This is a genomic window from Antrihabitans stalactiti, assembly GCF_012932915.1.
GTDB classification, from domain to species: domain Bacteria; phylum Actinomycetota; class Actinomycetes; order Mycobacteriales; family Mycobacteriaceae; genus Antrihabitans; species Antrihabitans stalactiti.
Map to the genome: position 1 here is coordinate 535,274 of NZ_VCQU01000004.1, position 14,793 is coordinate 550,066.

A 14,793-nucleotide genomic window follows, 5' to 3' on the forward strand; every position below is an offset into this window, starting at 1 on the left:
GCGACGACCGTGCCACACTGGATGACGTGACTAGCCTCGCCCGCGGGGAGAACCGACCTGCACCGTCCGAGCAGTTGACGGTCACCGTCAGGTCGGCGTCCGCCGTCGATGTATCCGCACTACTCCTCGCCGCCAACGGCAAGGTGCGGACCGACTCGGACCTGGTGTTTTTCAACAATCCCGTCGGCCCAGGCGTGTCGTATCACCATGGCCAAGGCGCCGGCGACGTCATCGCAGTCAACACGAGGAGCCTGCCTGCCGACGTCGACAAGGTCGTCGTCACCGCGAGCCTCGACGGATCCGGTCCGTCGACGTTCGCCAGCGCGGGTTCGATCGTCGCCACAGTCGGTGACCTGACGTTCGAAATGTCCGGGCTCACAACGGAATCCGCCCTCGTCTGCGTGGAGATCTATCGGCGCGCCGAGGCATGGAAGGTCCGGGCGGTCGGTCAGGGGTACGACGACGGCCTTGCAGGCATCGCGACCGCGTTCGGAATCAACATCGATGACGAACCTGCGCCACCGCCACCACCTCCTCCTCCCCCACCGCAGGCTGCAGCCCCGCGCCCGTCAATGCCACCGCCGCCACCTCAGCAAGGAGCAAGCCCCATGCAGAGCGACCTGTTCAACGCCAGCCATGCCGAGGTCACCGGCAGGGGCATTCAGAAGCAGGGCGGCAAGATGATCAAAGTCGCCATGAACGGCGAGGTGATGGCCAGAGCCGGCTCGATGGTGGCCTACCAGGGCGACATGCGTTTCGAGGCACTCGGCGCCGGCGGTATCGGAAACGTGATTAGGCAGCGGCTGTCCGGCGAAGGCGTGCCGCTGATGAAGGTCTCCGGAAACGGCGATCTCTTCCTGGCCGACGCCGCGTCGGATGTTCACCTGATCGACCTCGACGGCACGGACGGTCTGACGATCAACGGCGCCAACGTTCTCGCATTCGACTCGACGATTTCGTACACGATCGGTCGCGTCCAGGGCGCGGCGATGGCCAGCAACGCAGGCCTGTTCAACTGCATCTTCACCGGACGAGGGCGAATCGCGATCACCACGCATGGCGTGCCCGTCGTCCTGAACGTCGATCAGCCGACGTTCGCCGACCCGCAAGCCGCGGTCGCCTGGTCGTCGAGCTTGCAGACCTCGGTCAAGCGCAACGACCAATTCAATATCGGCACCCTGATGGGCAGAAGCACGGGCGAGCGCTTCACCCTTGCGTTCTCAGGTCGCGGATTTGTGATCGTCCAACCTTCGGAACAGCCGCCCGGCGGAATCATCGGCGGCACCGGAGGTGGTCAGCAGGCCGGCTCCGGCGCAGGCGGCATGCTGGGCGGACTGCTCGGCCGCTGACTCACGACCCCACGAACGCGAAAAGGCACGGACGCGATTCGAGTCCGTGCCTTTTCGGTCTAGGTACGAATTACCAGGAGCTCTTGTGAACGCCTGGTAGCTCGCCGCGGTGTGCCATCTCGCGGAGGCAGATTCGGCACAGGCCGAACTTGCGGTACACCGCGTGCGGACGGCCGCATCGCTGGCAGCGCGTGTATGCGCGGACCGCGAACTTGGGCTTCTTGTTGGCCTTGTTGACCAGCGCTGTCTTCGCCATGCTCAGTTCTCCTTGAACGGGAAGCCGAGCAGCTTGAGCAGCGCGCGTCCCTCTTCGTTGTTGGTAGCGGTGGTCACGACGGTGATGTCCATACCGCGCGGCCGATCGATCTTGTCGACATCGATCTCGTGGAACATGGACTGCTCGTTGAGGCCGAAGGTGTAGTTGCCGTTGCCGTCGAACTGCTTCGGCGAGAGACCGCGGAAGTCCCTGATGCGGGGAAGCGCGATCGACGTGAGCCGGTCGAGGAACTCCCACATGCGGTCGCCACGAAGCGTGACGCGAGCACCGATCGGCATGCCTTCGCGGAGCTTGAACTGCGCGATGGACTTACGGGCCTTGCGGATCTCGGGCTTCTGGCCGGTGATCAGCGCGAGGTCGTGGACCGCACCGTTGATGAGCTTCGCGTCGCGGGCGGCGTCACCGACACCCATGTTGACGACAACCTTGACGACGCCGGGGATCTGCATGACGTTGTCGTAGGCGAACTCTTTGTTGAGCGCGTCCTTGATCTCTGCGCGGTAGCGGAGCTTCAGCCGCGGCTGAGTCTTGTTTTCAGTCGTGGTCATCTCAGATGTCCTTCCCGTTGCGACGGGAGATCCGCACCCGCTTGCCATTCTCGTCCGTGCGGTAACCCACGCGGGTCGGCTTGCCATCGGAGTCGACGACCTGCACGTTCGAGACGTGGATCGGCGCTTCCTGAGTGACGATGCCGCCCGACTGTGCGCCACGCTGGTTCGCGGACACTGCGGTGTGCTTCTTGATCCGGTTCACGCCTTCGACGAGGACCTTCGAGGTCGCGGGGTAGGCCTGGATGACCTTGCCCTTCGCGCCCTTGTCCTTACCGGAAACGACGAGCACGGTGTCGCCCTTGTGCACCTTCATCTACAGCACCTCCGGGGCGAGCGAAACGATCTTCATGAACTTCTTGTCACGCAGCTCGCGACCGACCGGTCCGAAGATGCGCGTGCCACGGGGATCGTGGTCGGGCTTGATGATGACGGCGGCGTTCTCGTCGAACTTGATGTAGCTGCCGTCTGCACGCCGACGCTCTTTGGTCGTGCGCACGATGACGGCCTTGACGACGTCACCCTTCTTCACATTGCCGCCGGGGACGGCGTCCTTCACGGTGGCGACGATGATGTCGCCAATCCCGGCATAGCGACGCGACGAACCACCGAGAACGCGGATGCAGAGAATCTCCTTGGCACCCGTGTTGTCGGCGACGCGCAGTCGCGACTCCTGCTGAATCAACTACTTCTCCTAGACCTGGCGATGATGCGCGCCGGATTCCGACCCGACGAGCGTGGTCTGTTGCCGTCCGAACGCGCGCCTGCCTGCGGATATGTACACCACAAGGGGTTCGCTGCCGGATCGCGGACACAAGTCCCGCAGGCAACCGGTCAAGTGTAGGCGAAACCGCAGGTGAGCTCCAAATCGCGAGCCCCCGTTACCCCGCGCAGACACAGAAAGCCCGCCCCTGTGCAGGGACGGGCTTCATGCGTGTTCTTCGAGTGCTACTTGGCGCGCTCGAGTACCTCGACCAGACGCCAGCGCTTGGTCGCCGACATCGGACGGGTCTCCATCAGCTGGACGCGGTCGCCGACACCGGCAGTGCCGTTCTCGTCGTGCGCCTTAACCTTGGTGGTACGACGGATGATCTTGCCGTAGAGCGGGTGCTTGACCCGGTCTTCGAGCTCGACCACGATCGTCTTCTGCATCTTGTCCGAGACGACGTAGCCGACGCGGACCTTTCTGCGGTTGCGAACTTCTTCTGTCGTGCTCACGTTCTTGTCCTCACTCATGCGGCATCGCCTGCAGGTCCGGTGGCCAGGCCGAGCTCGCGCTCACGCATGACCGTGTAGATCCGTGCAATCTCATGACGAACGGTGCGGAGTCGACGGTTGTTGTCGAGCTGTCCGGTCGCCATCTGGAATCGAAGGTTGAACAGCTCTTCCTTCGATTCACGCAGGCGAGAAATCAGCTCTTCTTCCGTGAGCTCGCGGAGCTCTGCGGCTGGGGTTCCAGTAGTAGCCATCAGAACTGCTCCTCTCTCGTCACGATCCTGCACTTGCAAGGAAGCTTGTGGATCGCGCGGGTCATTGCCTCGCGAGCCGTTGCTTCATCGGGGTAGGTCATCTCGAACATCACGCGACCCGGCTTGACGTTCGCGATCCACCACTCGGGGGAACCCTTACCGGAACCCATGCGGGTCTCGGCAGGCTTCTTGGTGAGCGGGCGATCCGGGTAGATGTTGATCCAGATCTTGCCGCCACGCTTGATGTGGCGGGTCATCGCGATACGAGCGGCCTCGATCTGCCGGTTGGTGATGTAAGCAGGCTCGAGCGCCTGAATGCCGTAGTCACCGAACGACACCTGCGTGCCGCCCTTGGCCGTGCCGGACCGGCTCGGGTGGTGCTGCTTGCGGTGCTTGACCCTTCTTGGCATCAACATTGGTCAGCTCTCCTGTGTTTCTGCAGGAGCGACGGTGACGTCCTCGGACGCCGACGCGGCGCGGCCTGCCTCAGTGCTGGTCGCGGTGGTACCCGACGCACCGGAGCGACGCGGACGAGCCGGCCGTTCACGACGCGGGCGGTCGCCTGCGGGCGCACCGGCATTTGCCGAGGGAGCAAGCTCGCGCTTACCGCCGACGATGTCGCCCTTGTAGATCCAGACCTTCACGCCGATACGACCGAAGGTGGTCTTTGCCTCGTAGAGGCCGTAGTCGATGTCCGCACGCAGCGTGTGCAGCGGCACTCGACCTTCGCGGTAGAACTCCGAACGGCTCATCTCGGCACCACCGAGACGACCGGAGCACTGAACACGAATGCCCTTGACGTTCGGCTGACGCATTGCCGACTGAATCGCCTTACGCATCGCGCGACGGAACGCCACGCGGTTCGACAGCTGCTCGGCAACACCCTGGGCGACGAGCTGGGCCTCGGCCTCAGCGTTCTTCACCTCGAGGATGTTGAGCTGCACCTGCTTCTTGGTGAGGGACTCGAGCGAGGCACGGATCTTGTCCGCTTCCGCGCCACGACGACCGATGACGATGCCCGGACGCGCGGTGTGGATGTCCACCCGAACGCGATCGCGGGTGCGCTCGATCTCGACCTTCGCAATGCCGGCCCGCTCCATGCCAGTGGCGAGGAGCTTGCGGATCGCGACGTCTTCCTTCACGTATTCCGCGTACTGCTTGTCTGCGTACCAGCGGGACTTCCAGTCGGTGGTGATACCAAGTCGGAAGCCGTGCGGGTTGATTTTCTGGCCCACTACTGAGCACCTCCCTTGGCTGCGGCTGTTTTCGAGCCCGAGCTGCGGCGTGACCGATTGCTGGTGCTACCAGTCTTCGGAATGCTCTCGACCTCGATCGTGATGTGGCTGGAACGCTTGCGGATCCGGAACGCACGACCCTGTGCACGCGGTTGGAACCGCTTCAGGGTGGTGCCCTCGTCCGCGTATGCCTTCGACACGACGAGCGTCGACGGGTCGAGTCCCAAGTTGTTCTCCGCATTCGCGGCGGCACTTGCGACAACCTTGGCGACCGGCTCGCTCGCAGACTGCGGCGCGAACTTCAGGATCGCGAGCGCATCTTCGACCGAACGACCACGAATGAGGTCGATGACGCGACGCGCCTTCATCGGCGTCACGCGAACGTGCTTGGCCGTTGCCCTCGCGGTGAGGGTCGCGGTTTCAGTCTCGCTCATCGCCTCTTCGCCTTCCGGTCATCCTTGATGTGACCCTTGAACGTGCGCGTCGGCGCGAACTCGCCGAGCTTGTGCCCGACCATCGAATCCGAAACGAACACCGGGACGTGCTTGCGGCCGTCGTGCACCGCAAAGGTGTGTCCGATGAAATCCGGAATGATGGTCGAACGGCGGGACCAGGTCTTGATGACCTGCTTGGTTCCCTTGTCGTTCTGAACGTCCACCTTCGCGAGGAGGTGATCGTCGACGAACGGGCCTTTCTTCAGGCTGCGTGGCATCCTTCTCTCCCTCCTGTTATCGCTTGTTCTTGCCAGTGCGGCGGCGGCGGACGATCAATTTGTCGCTTGGGCGACCGGGCTTGCGGGTACGGCCTTCCGGCTGTCCCCACGGGCTGACCGGGTGGCGACCACCGGAGGTCTTACCCTCACCACCACCGTGCGGGTGGTCGACCGGGTTCATGACGACACCACGGACGGTGGGGCGCTTGCCCTTCCAGCGCATACGGCCGGCCTTGCCCCAGTTGATGTTGCTCTGCTCGGCGTTGCCGACCTCGCCGACGGTGGCGCGGCAGCGCACGTCGACGCGACGGATTTCACCGGACGGCATACGCAGGGTCGCGTAGGTGCCTTCCTTACCGAGCAGCTGGGCACCTGCACCGGCGGAGCGAACCATCTTCGCGCCACCGCCCGGACGCAGTTCCACAGCGTGAATCGTGGTACCGGTCGGGATGTTGCGCAGCGGCAGGTTGTTACCCGGCTTGATGTCGGCGGTGGGGCCGGCCTCGATCGGGGAACCCTGCACGATGCCCTTCGGCGCGATGATGTAGCGCTTCTCACCGTCGGCAAAGTGCAGCAGCGCGATGTTCGCGGTGCGGTTGGGGTCGTATTCGATGTGCGCAACCTTGGCCGGCACGCCGTCCTTGTCGTTGCGACGGAAATCGATCAAGCGGTAGGCGCGCTTGTGGCCGCCACCCTTGTGTCGAGTGGTGATGCGACCGTGGGCGTTACGTCCACCCCGACCGTGCAGTGGGCGGATGAGCGACTTTTCGGGCGTCGACCGAGTGATCTCGGCGAAGTCCGAAACGCTCGCGCCACGACGGCCCGGGGTAGTCGGCTTGTACTTGCGGATAGCCATGAGTTCTCTTCTACTTTCTGGAGTCCGGGCGCCTAGGCGACCGGGCCCCCGAAGATCTCGATGGGCTTGCTATCGGCCGAGAGGGTCACGAGCGCGCGCTTGGTGCTCTTGCGCGTGCCGTAACCGAAACGGGTCCGCTTGCGCTTGCCCTGACGGTTGGCAGTGTTGACGCTGGTCACGGTCACGCCGAAGACTTTCTCGACGGCGATCTTGATCTGCGTCTTGTTCGAGTCCGGGTGGACCAGGAAGGTGTAGGTGCCTTCCTCGATCAGCCCGTAGGACTTCTCGGAGATGACCGGCGCGAGCAGGATGTCGCGTGGGTCTGCTTGGACAGTCACTTGCTCTCCTCCTGGGCAGCCTCTGAGGGCCCGTGGACGAACGTGTTGAGCGCCTCGACGCTGAACACGACGTCGTCGCTATCGAGCACGTCGTAGGTGTTGAGCTGATCGGGCGCGATCGGCAGCACACCAGGCAGGTTCGCAACGCTCTTCCACGCGGCGACATCTTCGCGGCCGACGACGAGGAGCAGCTTGCGGCGATCCGACAACTCGGCGAGGAAGCTCTTCGCCGACTTGGTGGACGGCGTCTGCCCCGCGACGAGCTCGGTGATGACGTGGATTCGCTCGTTGCGTGCCCGGTCCGACAGGGCACCGCGCAGTGCGGCAGCCTTCATCTTCTTGGGGGTGCGCTGGCTGTAGTCACGCGGCTGCGGACCGTGGACGACGCCACCGCCTGCGAACTGCGGGGCACGAGTCGAGCCCTGACGGGCGCGGCCGGTTCCCTTCTGGCGGTACGGCTTGCGACCGCCACCGCTGACCTGCGCGCGGGTCTTCGTAGCGTGCGTGCCCTGACGTGCGGCAGCGAGCTGCGCGACGACGACCTGGTGCATCAACGCGATGTTTGCGGTCACATCGAAGATCTCCGCGGGGAGATCGACGGTGCCGTTGGTCTTGCCTCCTGGAGCCTTGACATCGAGAGTCAAAGCCGCCGACGCCTTAGTTGTGGAGACTTTCTCGGCGTTGGTCATGCTCGCGCACCACCCTTCACTGCGCTCTTGACGATTACGACGTTGCCTCGACGGCCCGGAATCGCACCCTTGATCAGCAGCAGACCGTTCTCGGCATCCACCTTGTGGATCGTGAGGTTCTGCGTGGTGATGCGGTCGTTACCCATGCGGCCGGACATGCGCATGCCCTTGAACACGCGGCCCGGAGTGGCGCAGCCACCGATCGAACCCGGCCGACGGTGCACAGCCTGTGCGCCGTGGCTCGCGCCCTGACCCTTGAAGCCGTGACGCTTCATGGTTCCGGCGAAGCCCTTGCCCTTGCTGGTTCCGGTGACGTCGACGAATGCGCCGTCAGCGAAGACCTCTGCAGTGAGCTCCTGGCCGATCTCGAAGCCGGACGTATCGGCGATGCGCAGCTCGACGACGTGGCGACGCGGGGTCACACCTGCCTTCGCGAACTGGCCGCTGACCGGCTTGTTCACCTTGCGGGGATCGATTGCACCGAACGCGACCTGGATGGCGCTGTAGCCGTCCCGCTCCTGCGTCCGGATCTGGGTGACGACGTTCGGGCCCGCCTTGACGACGGTGACCGGAACGACGCGATTGTTCTCGTCGAAGACCTGCGTCATCCCGAGCTTGGTACCGAGGATGCCCGTCGCAGGCCGGTTTTTGTTGTCAGTCATGTTCTCGCTCACTGAATGTTCACGTCGACGCTGGCCGGCAGGTCGATGCGCATGAGCGCGTCAACCGTCTTCGGTGTCGGGTCGAGGATGTCGATCAGTCGCTTGTGCGTGCGCATCTCGAAGTGCTCGCGCGAATCCTTGTACTTGTGCGGCGAGCGGATGACGCAGTACACGTTCTTTTCTGTGGGCAACGGCACCGGGCCGACCACGCGGGCACCCGTACGGGTAACCGTCTCGACGATCTTGCGCGCTGACGCGTCGATCGCCTCATGGTCATAGGCCTTGAGCCTGATGCGGATCTTTTGTCCCGCCACGCTATCTGTCCTCTTCTCGACGTCTCACTACGGCGTTGTTCCTAAACCGCTGTCTTGCCCCCCGGACCTTGTCGGCGAACGCGTGGGCGGGCACGGGAATATCGCATCCCGATCCGCTGCCGCTGTTCATCTGTCAAGGTTGCTCCGGTCCACGCGGTCGGGCGTGTCGCCCTTTCGCACATTCGTCGGCCCTCGGCCGCAAGAATGTCGTCCCGGACGCACTCGTACGAGTGCTGGGGTTGGTGCTCGTGCTGATTACTCGCCCTACCAGGCCGCAGACAAGCGCGTCCCGGTTCAAGGCAACCTGAACAGTATGCCGGAACGGCCCTCCGAGTTCAAATCGCCCCGGAACGCCCGAATGCACTCGATTTCCACGTCGGTTCGCCATACTAAGAATTGCCGGGACGACGGACCGACCCATCGCCCGATTACGGCACTGACCAGCAGCAAGGGGGCTTCATGATGTCCATATCATTCAAGACACTCGGCCGCAGCATCGCAATCGCCGCCCTGACCGCGTCTGCAGTCACTGTCGGTGCCGCCACCGCGACGGCCGAACCGGCCACGGCGACAGCTCAAGCATCGCAGGTAAGTGCGAGCTTGGACGCCGCCACGAACTCGATCACCGCAACCCTCGCGTCGGGTCGGTTCGTCGACAATGCCGCAGCCCAAGCGATCGATGTCCTCGACGCCGCAGGGGCGACGATCGAGTCGATTCCGCTCACTGTCAGCGGCGAGCGAGTCCCAGTTGCCGCGACCGTCAGCCCCGACGGAAGCGCGCTGGTACTTCGCGATGTGTCGACCCTTGATACAGCCAATGCGCTGTGGAGTCAGTGGGTATGGGGCGTGACGAACGGCGGCTGGGTCGGCGCTGTCATCGGATGCCTCATCGGTGCGTTCCTGTTCTTCTTGGGTTGCATCCCCGGTATCGCAATCGGTGGAGCGATCGGCAGCCCCAACTCGGGCCAGATCAACGGAACGCTCGTCGACCTGCTCTCCGGTCGCTAAGCACCGCATTGACCGAAGGTCACCTTCGTGCAGCCTGACTGCACGAAGGTGACCTTCGGTTTGTGCGCGCGCCTGCGTGGCGATGCCGGTCCCAAAGCTGGAAGTTCGGCCGCTAACTGACTCTGGAGTAAGATAGCGCGCATGCCTCAGGAAACCGCGACGTACCGCAGCTGGAAGAAGCTCCCCGACAACCGCATCGGTCACACCCTGTTCTCTCTCGGGATGGTCGCCCGGGTGCCGTATTTCGGCACCGTGCTCCCCAATGTCGTCGCGCTCGAGCCCGGCCACTGCGAGGTCACCGCGCCGAAATGGATCGGTATCCACAATCACCTGGGAACATTTCACGCCATCGCTGCGTGCAACCTCGCCGAGGTCGCCATGGGCATGCTTTCCGAAGCCACTGTGCCCGGCACCCACCGGTGGATCCCCAAGGCAATGAACGTCCAGTACTTGGGTAAGGCCAACTCTGGACTGCGCGCGGTCGCGACATTGCCCGAGATCCCCGACTTCGCCGCGATCACCGAAGGCCAGGACCTCGTCATTCCCGTCGCAATCTATGACAAGTCCGGCACCGAGGTCGTTCACGCCGACATCACCACCTGGATCACGCCGAAGTAGATTAGGTCGCATGACCAATCGACGGCACGATGTCGACATCTGCGTAGTCGGACTCGGCCCCACCGGTCGGGCGCTGGCGTCCCGATGTGCCGCGGCCGGCCTGACTGTCGCAGTCGTCGACCCCAGGCCAGATCACCTGTGGAATCCCACGTACTCAGCGTGGGCCGACGAGCTTCCCGACTGGTTGCCGGAGACCGTAGTTGCCGCCCGTATCGAGGCGCCGACGGTGTGGACCAACGTCGAGCGGCGAATCGAGCGCCCCTACGTCGTGCTGTCGAAAACAGAACTGTGGAAAGCGCTGCCGATCGACAATGTCCAGGTCGAAGCGCAGCGGGCCATCGACGTCCGAGCCCACGAAGTCGACCTCGCCGACGGCGACACCATCCAGGCGGCCGTCGTGATCGACGCCCGCGGCCTCCCGCCGGTCCACAAACGGCCTGCCGCAAGCGCGCACGGGATTTTCGTCGACGCCGACCGAGTGGCCGAGTTCGTTCCACCGGGCGAAGCGTTGATGTTGGATTGGCGACCAGAAAACGGCGCAGGCAACGACGAACCGCCGTCGTTCCTCTATTCCGTGCCGATCGGCGACGGCACCGTCATCTTCGAAGAGACCACTCTCGGAGTGCCAGGCGGCCTTACCCAAGGTGAGCTGCGCAAGCGGGTGCTGCATCGCCTCGCCACGCACGGCATCGAGCTCACCGGTGACGAGCCGACCGAAGGCTGCCACTATCCCCTCGATCAGCCTCCACCCCGTCGTTTCGGGCGCGGCGACTCCCCCGTTCCGTTCGGCTCTCGTGGCGGGATGATGCATCCCTGCACCGGCTACAGCGTCGCGGATTCGCTCGCGCTCACCGACACCGTCGTCGCCGCATTGCAGGCCGGTGCGGATCCGGTCGATGCGCTGTGGACCAACAAGGCGCGCCTCGTCTATTGGATGCGGATGCGTGGTGTCGCAGGCATGGGCAGGCTGACCACCGAGCAGATGCGATCGATGTTCGACGCCTTCTTCACTGCCACACCCCGTCAGCAGCGGGCGCTGCTTTCCGAGCACGACGACGCCAGTGCGCTTGCGACAGTGCTGTTTTCGACCGTCGCACACACGTGGCCGTTCCGTTGGCGCTACGACCTCGTCGGGTGGACCAATCGCAAACGATGGGTCGACTGGTCCGCGAGCTGACCTGATCGATCAGGAAAAGAGAAGCGCGGGGCACCGCGCCGCATCTAGCGTGGACGAAACGGACTTCACCATTCCAAAGGGGGACCTGACGAGCATGCCTACACCGACCAAGGCCCAGTCGCCTGCAGCGCACGTTGCCGACAGCCACGACTTGATCAGCGTGCAGGGTGCGCGCGAGAACAACCTCAAGAACGTCAGCGTCGAGATCCCGAAGCGCAGACTGACGGTGTTCACCGGCGTCTCCGGTTCGGGCAAGAGCTCGCTGGTGTTCGCCACGATCGCCGCCGAGTCGCAGCGGATGATCAACGAGACCTACAGCGCATTCGTACAAGGCTTCATGCCGAACCTGGCGCGGCCCGACGTCGACCGGCTGGAAGGCCTGACGACGGCGATCATCGTCGACCAGGAGCGGATGGGCGCCAACCCCCGCTCCACCGTCGGCACCGCGACCGACGCGAACGCGATGTTGCGAATCCTGTTCAGCCGCCTCGGAAAACCGTTCGTCGGTCCGCCGACGGCCTTTTCGTTCAACGTCCCGACGCGAGTAGCGAGCGGTGTGATGAGCACCGAAAAGGCCGGCCGGGTCGAGAAGGACGTTGTTCGCGACGCCGTCTACCTCGGCGGAATGTGTCCGCGCTGCGAGGGCATGGGGTCGGTGAGCGATTTCGATCTCACCGCGCTGTACGACGAAACCAAGTCACTCAGCGAGGGAGCTCTCACAGTCCCCGGCTACAGCATGGACGGCTGGTACGGCCGGATCTTCGCCGGCGCAGGCCTGCCGATGGACAAGCCGATCGGCAAGTTCACGAAGAAGCAGCTGAACGATCTGCTCTACAGCGAGCCGACCAAGATCAAGGTCGAGGGCATCAACCTGACGTTCGAGGGCGTGATCCCGAAGATTCAGAAGTCGATGCTGTCCAAGGACGTCGACGCGATGCAACCCCACATCCGGGCTTTCGTCGAGCGTGCGATCACCTTCCAGTCCTGCCCCGAGTGCGGTGGAACCCGACTGACCAAGGCCGTCCTGGCGTCGAAGATCAAGGGACGCAACATCGCCGATCTCTGCTCGATGCAGATCAGCGACCTGGCCGATTGGGTGCGCCAACTGAAGGAGCCGTCGGTCGGTCCGCTGCTGGCGGGTTTGCAGCACCTGCTCGATTCGTTTGCCGACATCGGTTTGGGCTATCTGTCGCTGGACCGTCCGGCCGGCACTTTGTCGGGTGGAGAAGCGCAGCGCACCAAGATGATTCGGCACCTCGGATCGTCACTGACCGACGTCACCTACGTCTTCGACGAACCGACCATCGGCCTGCACCCGCACGACATCGAGCGGATGAACCACCTCCTGCTGCGGTTGCGCGACAAGGGCAACACCGTTCTCGTCGTCGAACACAAGCCGGAGGCGATCGCGATCGCCGATCACGTCGTCGACCTCGGACCGAAGGCGGGAACCGCGGGCGGCGAGGTCGTATTCGAGGGCACAGTCGAGGGACTGCGCGCCAGCGACACCTTGACCGGTCGCCACCTGGACGATCGCGCAGCCGTCAAGTCGACGGTGCGGACCGCGTCCGGCGCGCTCGAAGTACGCGGCGCTAACACCCACAATCTGCAGAACGTCGACGTCGACATTCCCCTCGGCGTTCTCGTCGTGCTGACCGGCGTCGCGGGCTCGGGCAAGAGCTCGTTGATCCAAGGTTCGGTGTCGGAGCGCGACGGCGTCGTGGCGATCGACCAAAGCGGGATCCGCGGGTCGCGGCGAAGCAACCCCGCCACCTACACCGGCCTGTTGGAGCCGATCCGCAAGGCCTTCGCCAAGGAAAACGGCGTCAAGCCCGCGTTGTTCAGCTCCAACTCCGAGGGCGCGTGCCCGTCGTGCAATGGCGCAGGCGTGATCTACACCGAGCTCGGTGTCATGGCCACCGTCGAATCCCCCTGCGAGGAGTGCGAAGGCAAGCGATTCCAGGCCTCGGTGCTCGAATACACCCTGGGCGGCCGCAACATAGCGGAGGTGCTCGCGATGCCGGTTGCGGAGGCGGAGGAATTCTTCGGCGACGGTCCCGCGAAATTGCCTGCGGCGCACAAGATTCTCGACCGGCTGGCCGACGTCGGGCTCGGCTACCTCAGCTTGGGCCAGCCGCTGACGACGCTGTCCGGTGGCGAGCGCCAACGGATCAAGCTGGCCAATCAGATGGGCGACAAGGGCGATATCTACGTGCTCGACGAGCCGACGACCGGTCTGCACCTTGCCGATGTCGAACAGCTGCTCGGGCTGCTCGACCGGCTCGTCGACTCCGGTAAGTCGGTGATCGTCATCGAGCACCACCAAGCCGTCATGGCGCACGCCGACTGGATCATCGACCTCGGACCGGGCGCAGGCCACGACGGCGGCAAGATCGTCTTCGAAGGCACCCCTGCAGACCTGGTTGCCGCCCGCTCCACCCTGACCGGCGAGCACCTGGCGGCATACGTCGGCTAGTCGGCGAGGTTGTCGCGCCAGTACTTCCAGAGCACTGGCGCGTATTCGGCGAGCGGGGGCACCGCGATCTTCGTGCCTGCGAGCGCAGCCTGGGCACGGGTCGAGTCGAACCGGCAGGTGAACTCCGCATGCTCGAGCACCTCGGCCGGAACGCCCGCGCGCGGCATCAGCATGCTCTGCACGCCAGGAACATGCATCGAAATGGTGAAGGCCGATTTCGGTAGCGCCTGAATCATCCGTGGCGCGCCGGCAAGCTCGGCGAAGACGTTGATCACTTCGATGTTGTTCTGCGGCTCGGGATTTACCAAGTGGAACGCATGACCGTCCAGGTCTGGCAGGTGTGCGATGTGGTCGACAGCGCGGGCCACGTAGTCGACGGGCACGAGGTTGGTGCTGCCCATGTCCGGCATCGGAAACGGCATGCGGCCAGGTAGCCGACCGAGCGTCCGCAGCAACTTGAAGAAGTAGTACGGTCCGTCGATTTTATCCATTTCGCCTGTCACAGAATGACCTACGACGGCGGAGGGTCGGTAGACACGCCACGGGCGCTCGCATCCGTTGCGAACAATCTGCTCGGACTCGAACTTCGTGCGGTAGTACGGCGACTTGAATTCCTGACCTTCGTCGAGCATGTCCTCGGTGAAGGTGCCTTCGTACTGACCGGCGGCCGCGACAGACGACATATGGTCGAAGCAACCAACTTCCAGCACGTTGGCTACCTCGACAGCATGCCGCGTGCCGCCGTTGTTGAGGCGCTCGTTCATCTCGTCGGACGCTGTCAGGTCATAGATCGCGGCGAGATGAAACATGTGGTCGATGCTGCCGCGATGGTCGACGAGCCAGCCAGGATCGATGCCGAGCCGGTCCTGGTTGAGATCGCCGGTCACCGGCTTCACTCGCTCAGCACCGGCCCAGCGCGCCACCTGGCGCGCCAGCTTGTCCTCCGACCCCGCACGGACGAGAACGTGCACGTCCTCGCCGCGTCGCAGCAGTTCGGGAACGAGGAAACGGCCGATGAAACCTGTGGCGCCGGTCACAAGATAGGACATGTGGCCACCCTACTTG

Annotated in this window: 21 protein-coding genes; 5 read left to right on the forward strand and 16 right to left on the reverse strand. The window is 64.1% G+C overall.

The features are described from left to right. Positions 1–17 precede the first annotated feature (17 nt). Positions 18–1,349: an AIM24 family protein gene (locus tag FGL95_RS14890; protein WP_169588247.1), complete on the forward strand. Its 1,332-nt coding sequence runs from the start codon at positions 18–20 to the stop codon at positions 1,347–1,349. Between the two features lie 70 nt (positions 1,350–1,419). Here the strand turns inward: FGL95_RS14890 and FGL95_RS14895 are convergent, their stop codons facing one another. The 15 genes from FGL95_RS14895 to rpsJ all read right to left on the reverse strand — a co-directional run bounded on the left by FGL95_RS14895 (position 1,420) and on the right by rpsJ (position 8,449). Further along, positions 1,420–1,605, reverse strand: coding sequence for a type Z 30S ribosomal protein S14 (locus FGL95_RS14895; protein ID WP_169588039.1), 186 nt, complete (start codon positions 1,603–1,605; stop codon positions 1,420–1,422). 2 nt (positions 1,606–1,607) lie between these two features. Then, a complete protein-coding gene (gene rplE, locus FGL95_RS14900; RefSeq protein ID WP_169588041.1) occupies positions 1,608–2,174 on the reverse strand; it encodes a 50S ribosomal protein L5 in 567 nt (188 codons plus the stop codon). Between the two features lies 1 nt (position 2,175). Continuing rightward, positions 2,176–2,490: a 50S ribosomal protein L24 gene (rplX, locus tag FGL95_RS14905; protein ID WP_169588043.1), complete on the reverse strand. Its 315-nt coding sequence runs from the start codon at positions 2,488–2,490 to the stop codon at positions 2,176–2,178. Beyond that, positions 2,491–2,859, reverse strand: a complete 369-nt coding sequence (gene rplN / locus FGL95_RS14910; RefSeq protein ID WP_169588045.1) for a 50S ribosomal protein L14 — start codon at positions 2,857–2,859, stop codon at positions 2,491–2,493. It lies immediately after the preceding gene. Positions 2,860–3,122: 263 nt separating this feature from the next. Next, on the reverse strand, positions 3,123–3,410 hold the full coding sequence (gene rpsQ, locus FGL95_RS14915) for a 30S ribosomal protein S17 (protein ID WP_169588047.1): 288 nt from the start codon (positions 3,408–3,410) through the stop codon (positions 3,123–3,125). Continuing rightward, the gene (gene rpmC / locus FGL95_RS14920; protein ID WP_169588049.1) at positions 3,407–3,643 is read right to left on the reverse strand and encodes a 50S ribosomal protein L29; all 237 of its coding nucleotides are present in this window, start codon (positions 3,641–3,643) and stop codon (positions 3,407–3,409) included. The genes rpsQ and rpmC overlap by 4 nt, the downstream gene beginning before the upstream one ends. After that, a complete protein-coding gene (rplP, locus tag FGL95_RS14925) occupies positions 3,643–4,059 on the reverse strand; it encodes a 50S ribosomal protein L16 (RefSeq protein WP_169588051.1) in 417 nt (138 codons plus the stop codon). Before rplP ends, rpmC begins: the two co-directional genes overlap by 1 nt. Positions 4,060–4,062: 3 nt before the next feature. After that, positions 4,063–4,878: a 30S ribosomal protein S3 gene (gene rpsC / locus FGL95_RS14930; protein ID WP_169588053.1), complete on the reverse strand. Its 816-nt coding sequence runs from the start codon at positions 4,876–4,878 to the stop codon at positions 4,063–4,065. After that, the gene (gene rplV / locus FGL95_RS14935; protein WP_169588055.1) at positions 4,878–5,312 is read right to left on the reverse strand and encodes a 50S ribosomal protein L22; all 435 of its coding nucleotides are present in this window, start codon (positions 5,310–5,312) and stop codon (positions 4,878–4,880) included. Before rplV ends, rpsC begins: the two co-directional genes overlap by 1 nt. Beyond that, positions 5,309–5,590, reverse strand: a complete 282-nt coding sequence (gene rpsS / locus FGL95_RS14940; protein ID WP_169588057.1) for a 30S ribosomal protein S19 — start codon at positions 5,588–5,590, stop codon at positions 5,309–5,311. Before rpsS ends, rplV begins: the two co-directional genes overlap by 4 nt. A gap of 16 nt (positions 5,591–5,606) precedes the next feature. Then, the gene (gene rplB, locus FGL95_RS14945; protein ID WP_169588059.1) at positions 5,607–6,446 is read right to left on the reverse strand and encodes a 50S ribosomal protein L2; all 840 of its coding nucleotides are present in this window, start codon (positions 6,444–6,446) and stop codon (positions 5,607–5,609) included. 32 nt (positions 6,447–6,478) lie between these two features. After that, entirely contained in the window at positions 6,479–6,784 is a 306-nt protein-coding gene (gene rplW, locus FGL95_RS14950; protein ID WP_169588061.1) for a 50S ribosomal protein L23, read from the reverse strand. Beyond that, positions 6,781–7,473: a 50S ribosomal protein L4 gene (gene rplD, locus FGL95_RS14955; protein WP_169588063.1), complete on the reverse strand. Its 693-nt coding sequence runs from the start codon at positions 7,471–7,473 to the stop codon at positions 6,781–6,783. The genes rplW and rplD overlap by 4 nt, the downstream gene beginning before the upstream one ends. Continuing rightward, the gene (rplC, locus tag FGL95_RS14960; RefSeq protein ID WP_169588065.1) at positions 7,470–8,135 is read right to left on the reverse strand and encodes a 50S ribosomal protein L3; all 666 of its coding nucleotides are present in this window, start codon (positions 8,133–8,135) and stop codon (positions 7,470–7,472) included. The genes rplD and rplC overlap by 4 nt, the downstream gene beginning before the upstream one ends. Positions 8,136–8,143: 8 nt before the next feature. Beyond that, positions 8,144–8,449, reverse strand: coding sequence for a 30S ribosomal protein S10 (rpsJ, locus tag FGL95_RS14965; RefSeq protein WP_003938093.1), 306 nt, complete (start codon positions 8,447–8,449; stop codon positions 8,144–8,146). Positions 8,450–8,908: 459 nt separating this feature from the next. Between rpsJ and FGL95_RS14970 the strand changes: the two genes are divergently transcribed. The 4 genes from FGL95_RS14970 to FGL95_RS14985 all read left to right on the forward strand — a co-directional run bounded on the left by FGL95_RS14970 (position 8,909) and on the right by FGL95_RS14985 (position 13,728). Further along, positions 8,909–9,457: a DUF8020 domain-containing protein gene (locus FGL95_RS14970; RefSeq protein WP_169588067.1), complete on the forward strand. Its 549-nt coding sequence runs from the start codon at positions 8,909–8,911 to the stop codon at positions 9,455–9,457. 141 nt (positions 9,458–9,598) lie between these two features. Then, positions 9,599–10,075, forward strand: coding sequence for a hotdog fold domain-containing protein (locus tag FGL95_RS14975; protein WP_169588069.1), 477 nt, complete (start codon positions 9,599–9,601; stop codon positions 10,073–10,075). A gap of 10 nt (positions 10,076–10,085) precedes the next feature. Next, positions 10,086–11,252, forward strand: coding sequence for a lycopene cyclase family protein (locus FGL95_RS14980; protein ID WP_169588071.1), 1,167 nt, complete (start codon positions 10,086–10,088; stop codon positions 11,250–11,252). Positions 11,253–11,346: 94 nt separating this feature from the next. Continuing rightward, complete coding sequence (locus tag FGL95_RS14985) at positions 11,347–13,728, forward strand: ATP-binding cassette domain-containing protein (RefSeq protein WP_169588073.1); 2,382 nt, start codon at positions 11,347–11,349, stop codon at positions 13,726–13,728. Here FGL95_RS14985 and FGL95_RS14990 read toward each other — a convergent pair. Next, positions 13,725–14,777 (reverse strand): SDR family oxidoreductase, encoded by a 1,053-nt coding sequence (locus tag FGL95_RS14990; RefSeq protein ID WP_169588075.1) that lies wholly within the window; start codon positions 14,775–14,777, stop codon positions 13,725–13,727. The two genes, FGL95_RS14985 and FGL95_RS14990, sit on opposite strands and share 4 nt — an antisense overlap. Positions 14,778–14,793: the final 16 nt, after the last annotated feature.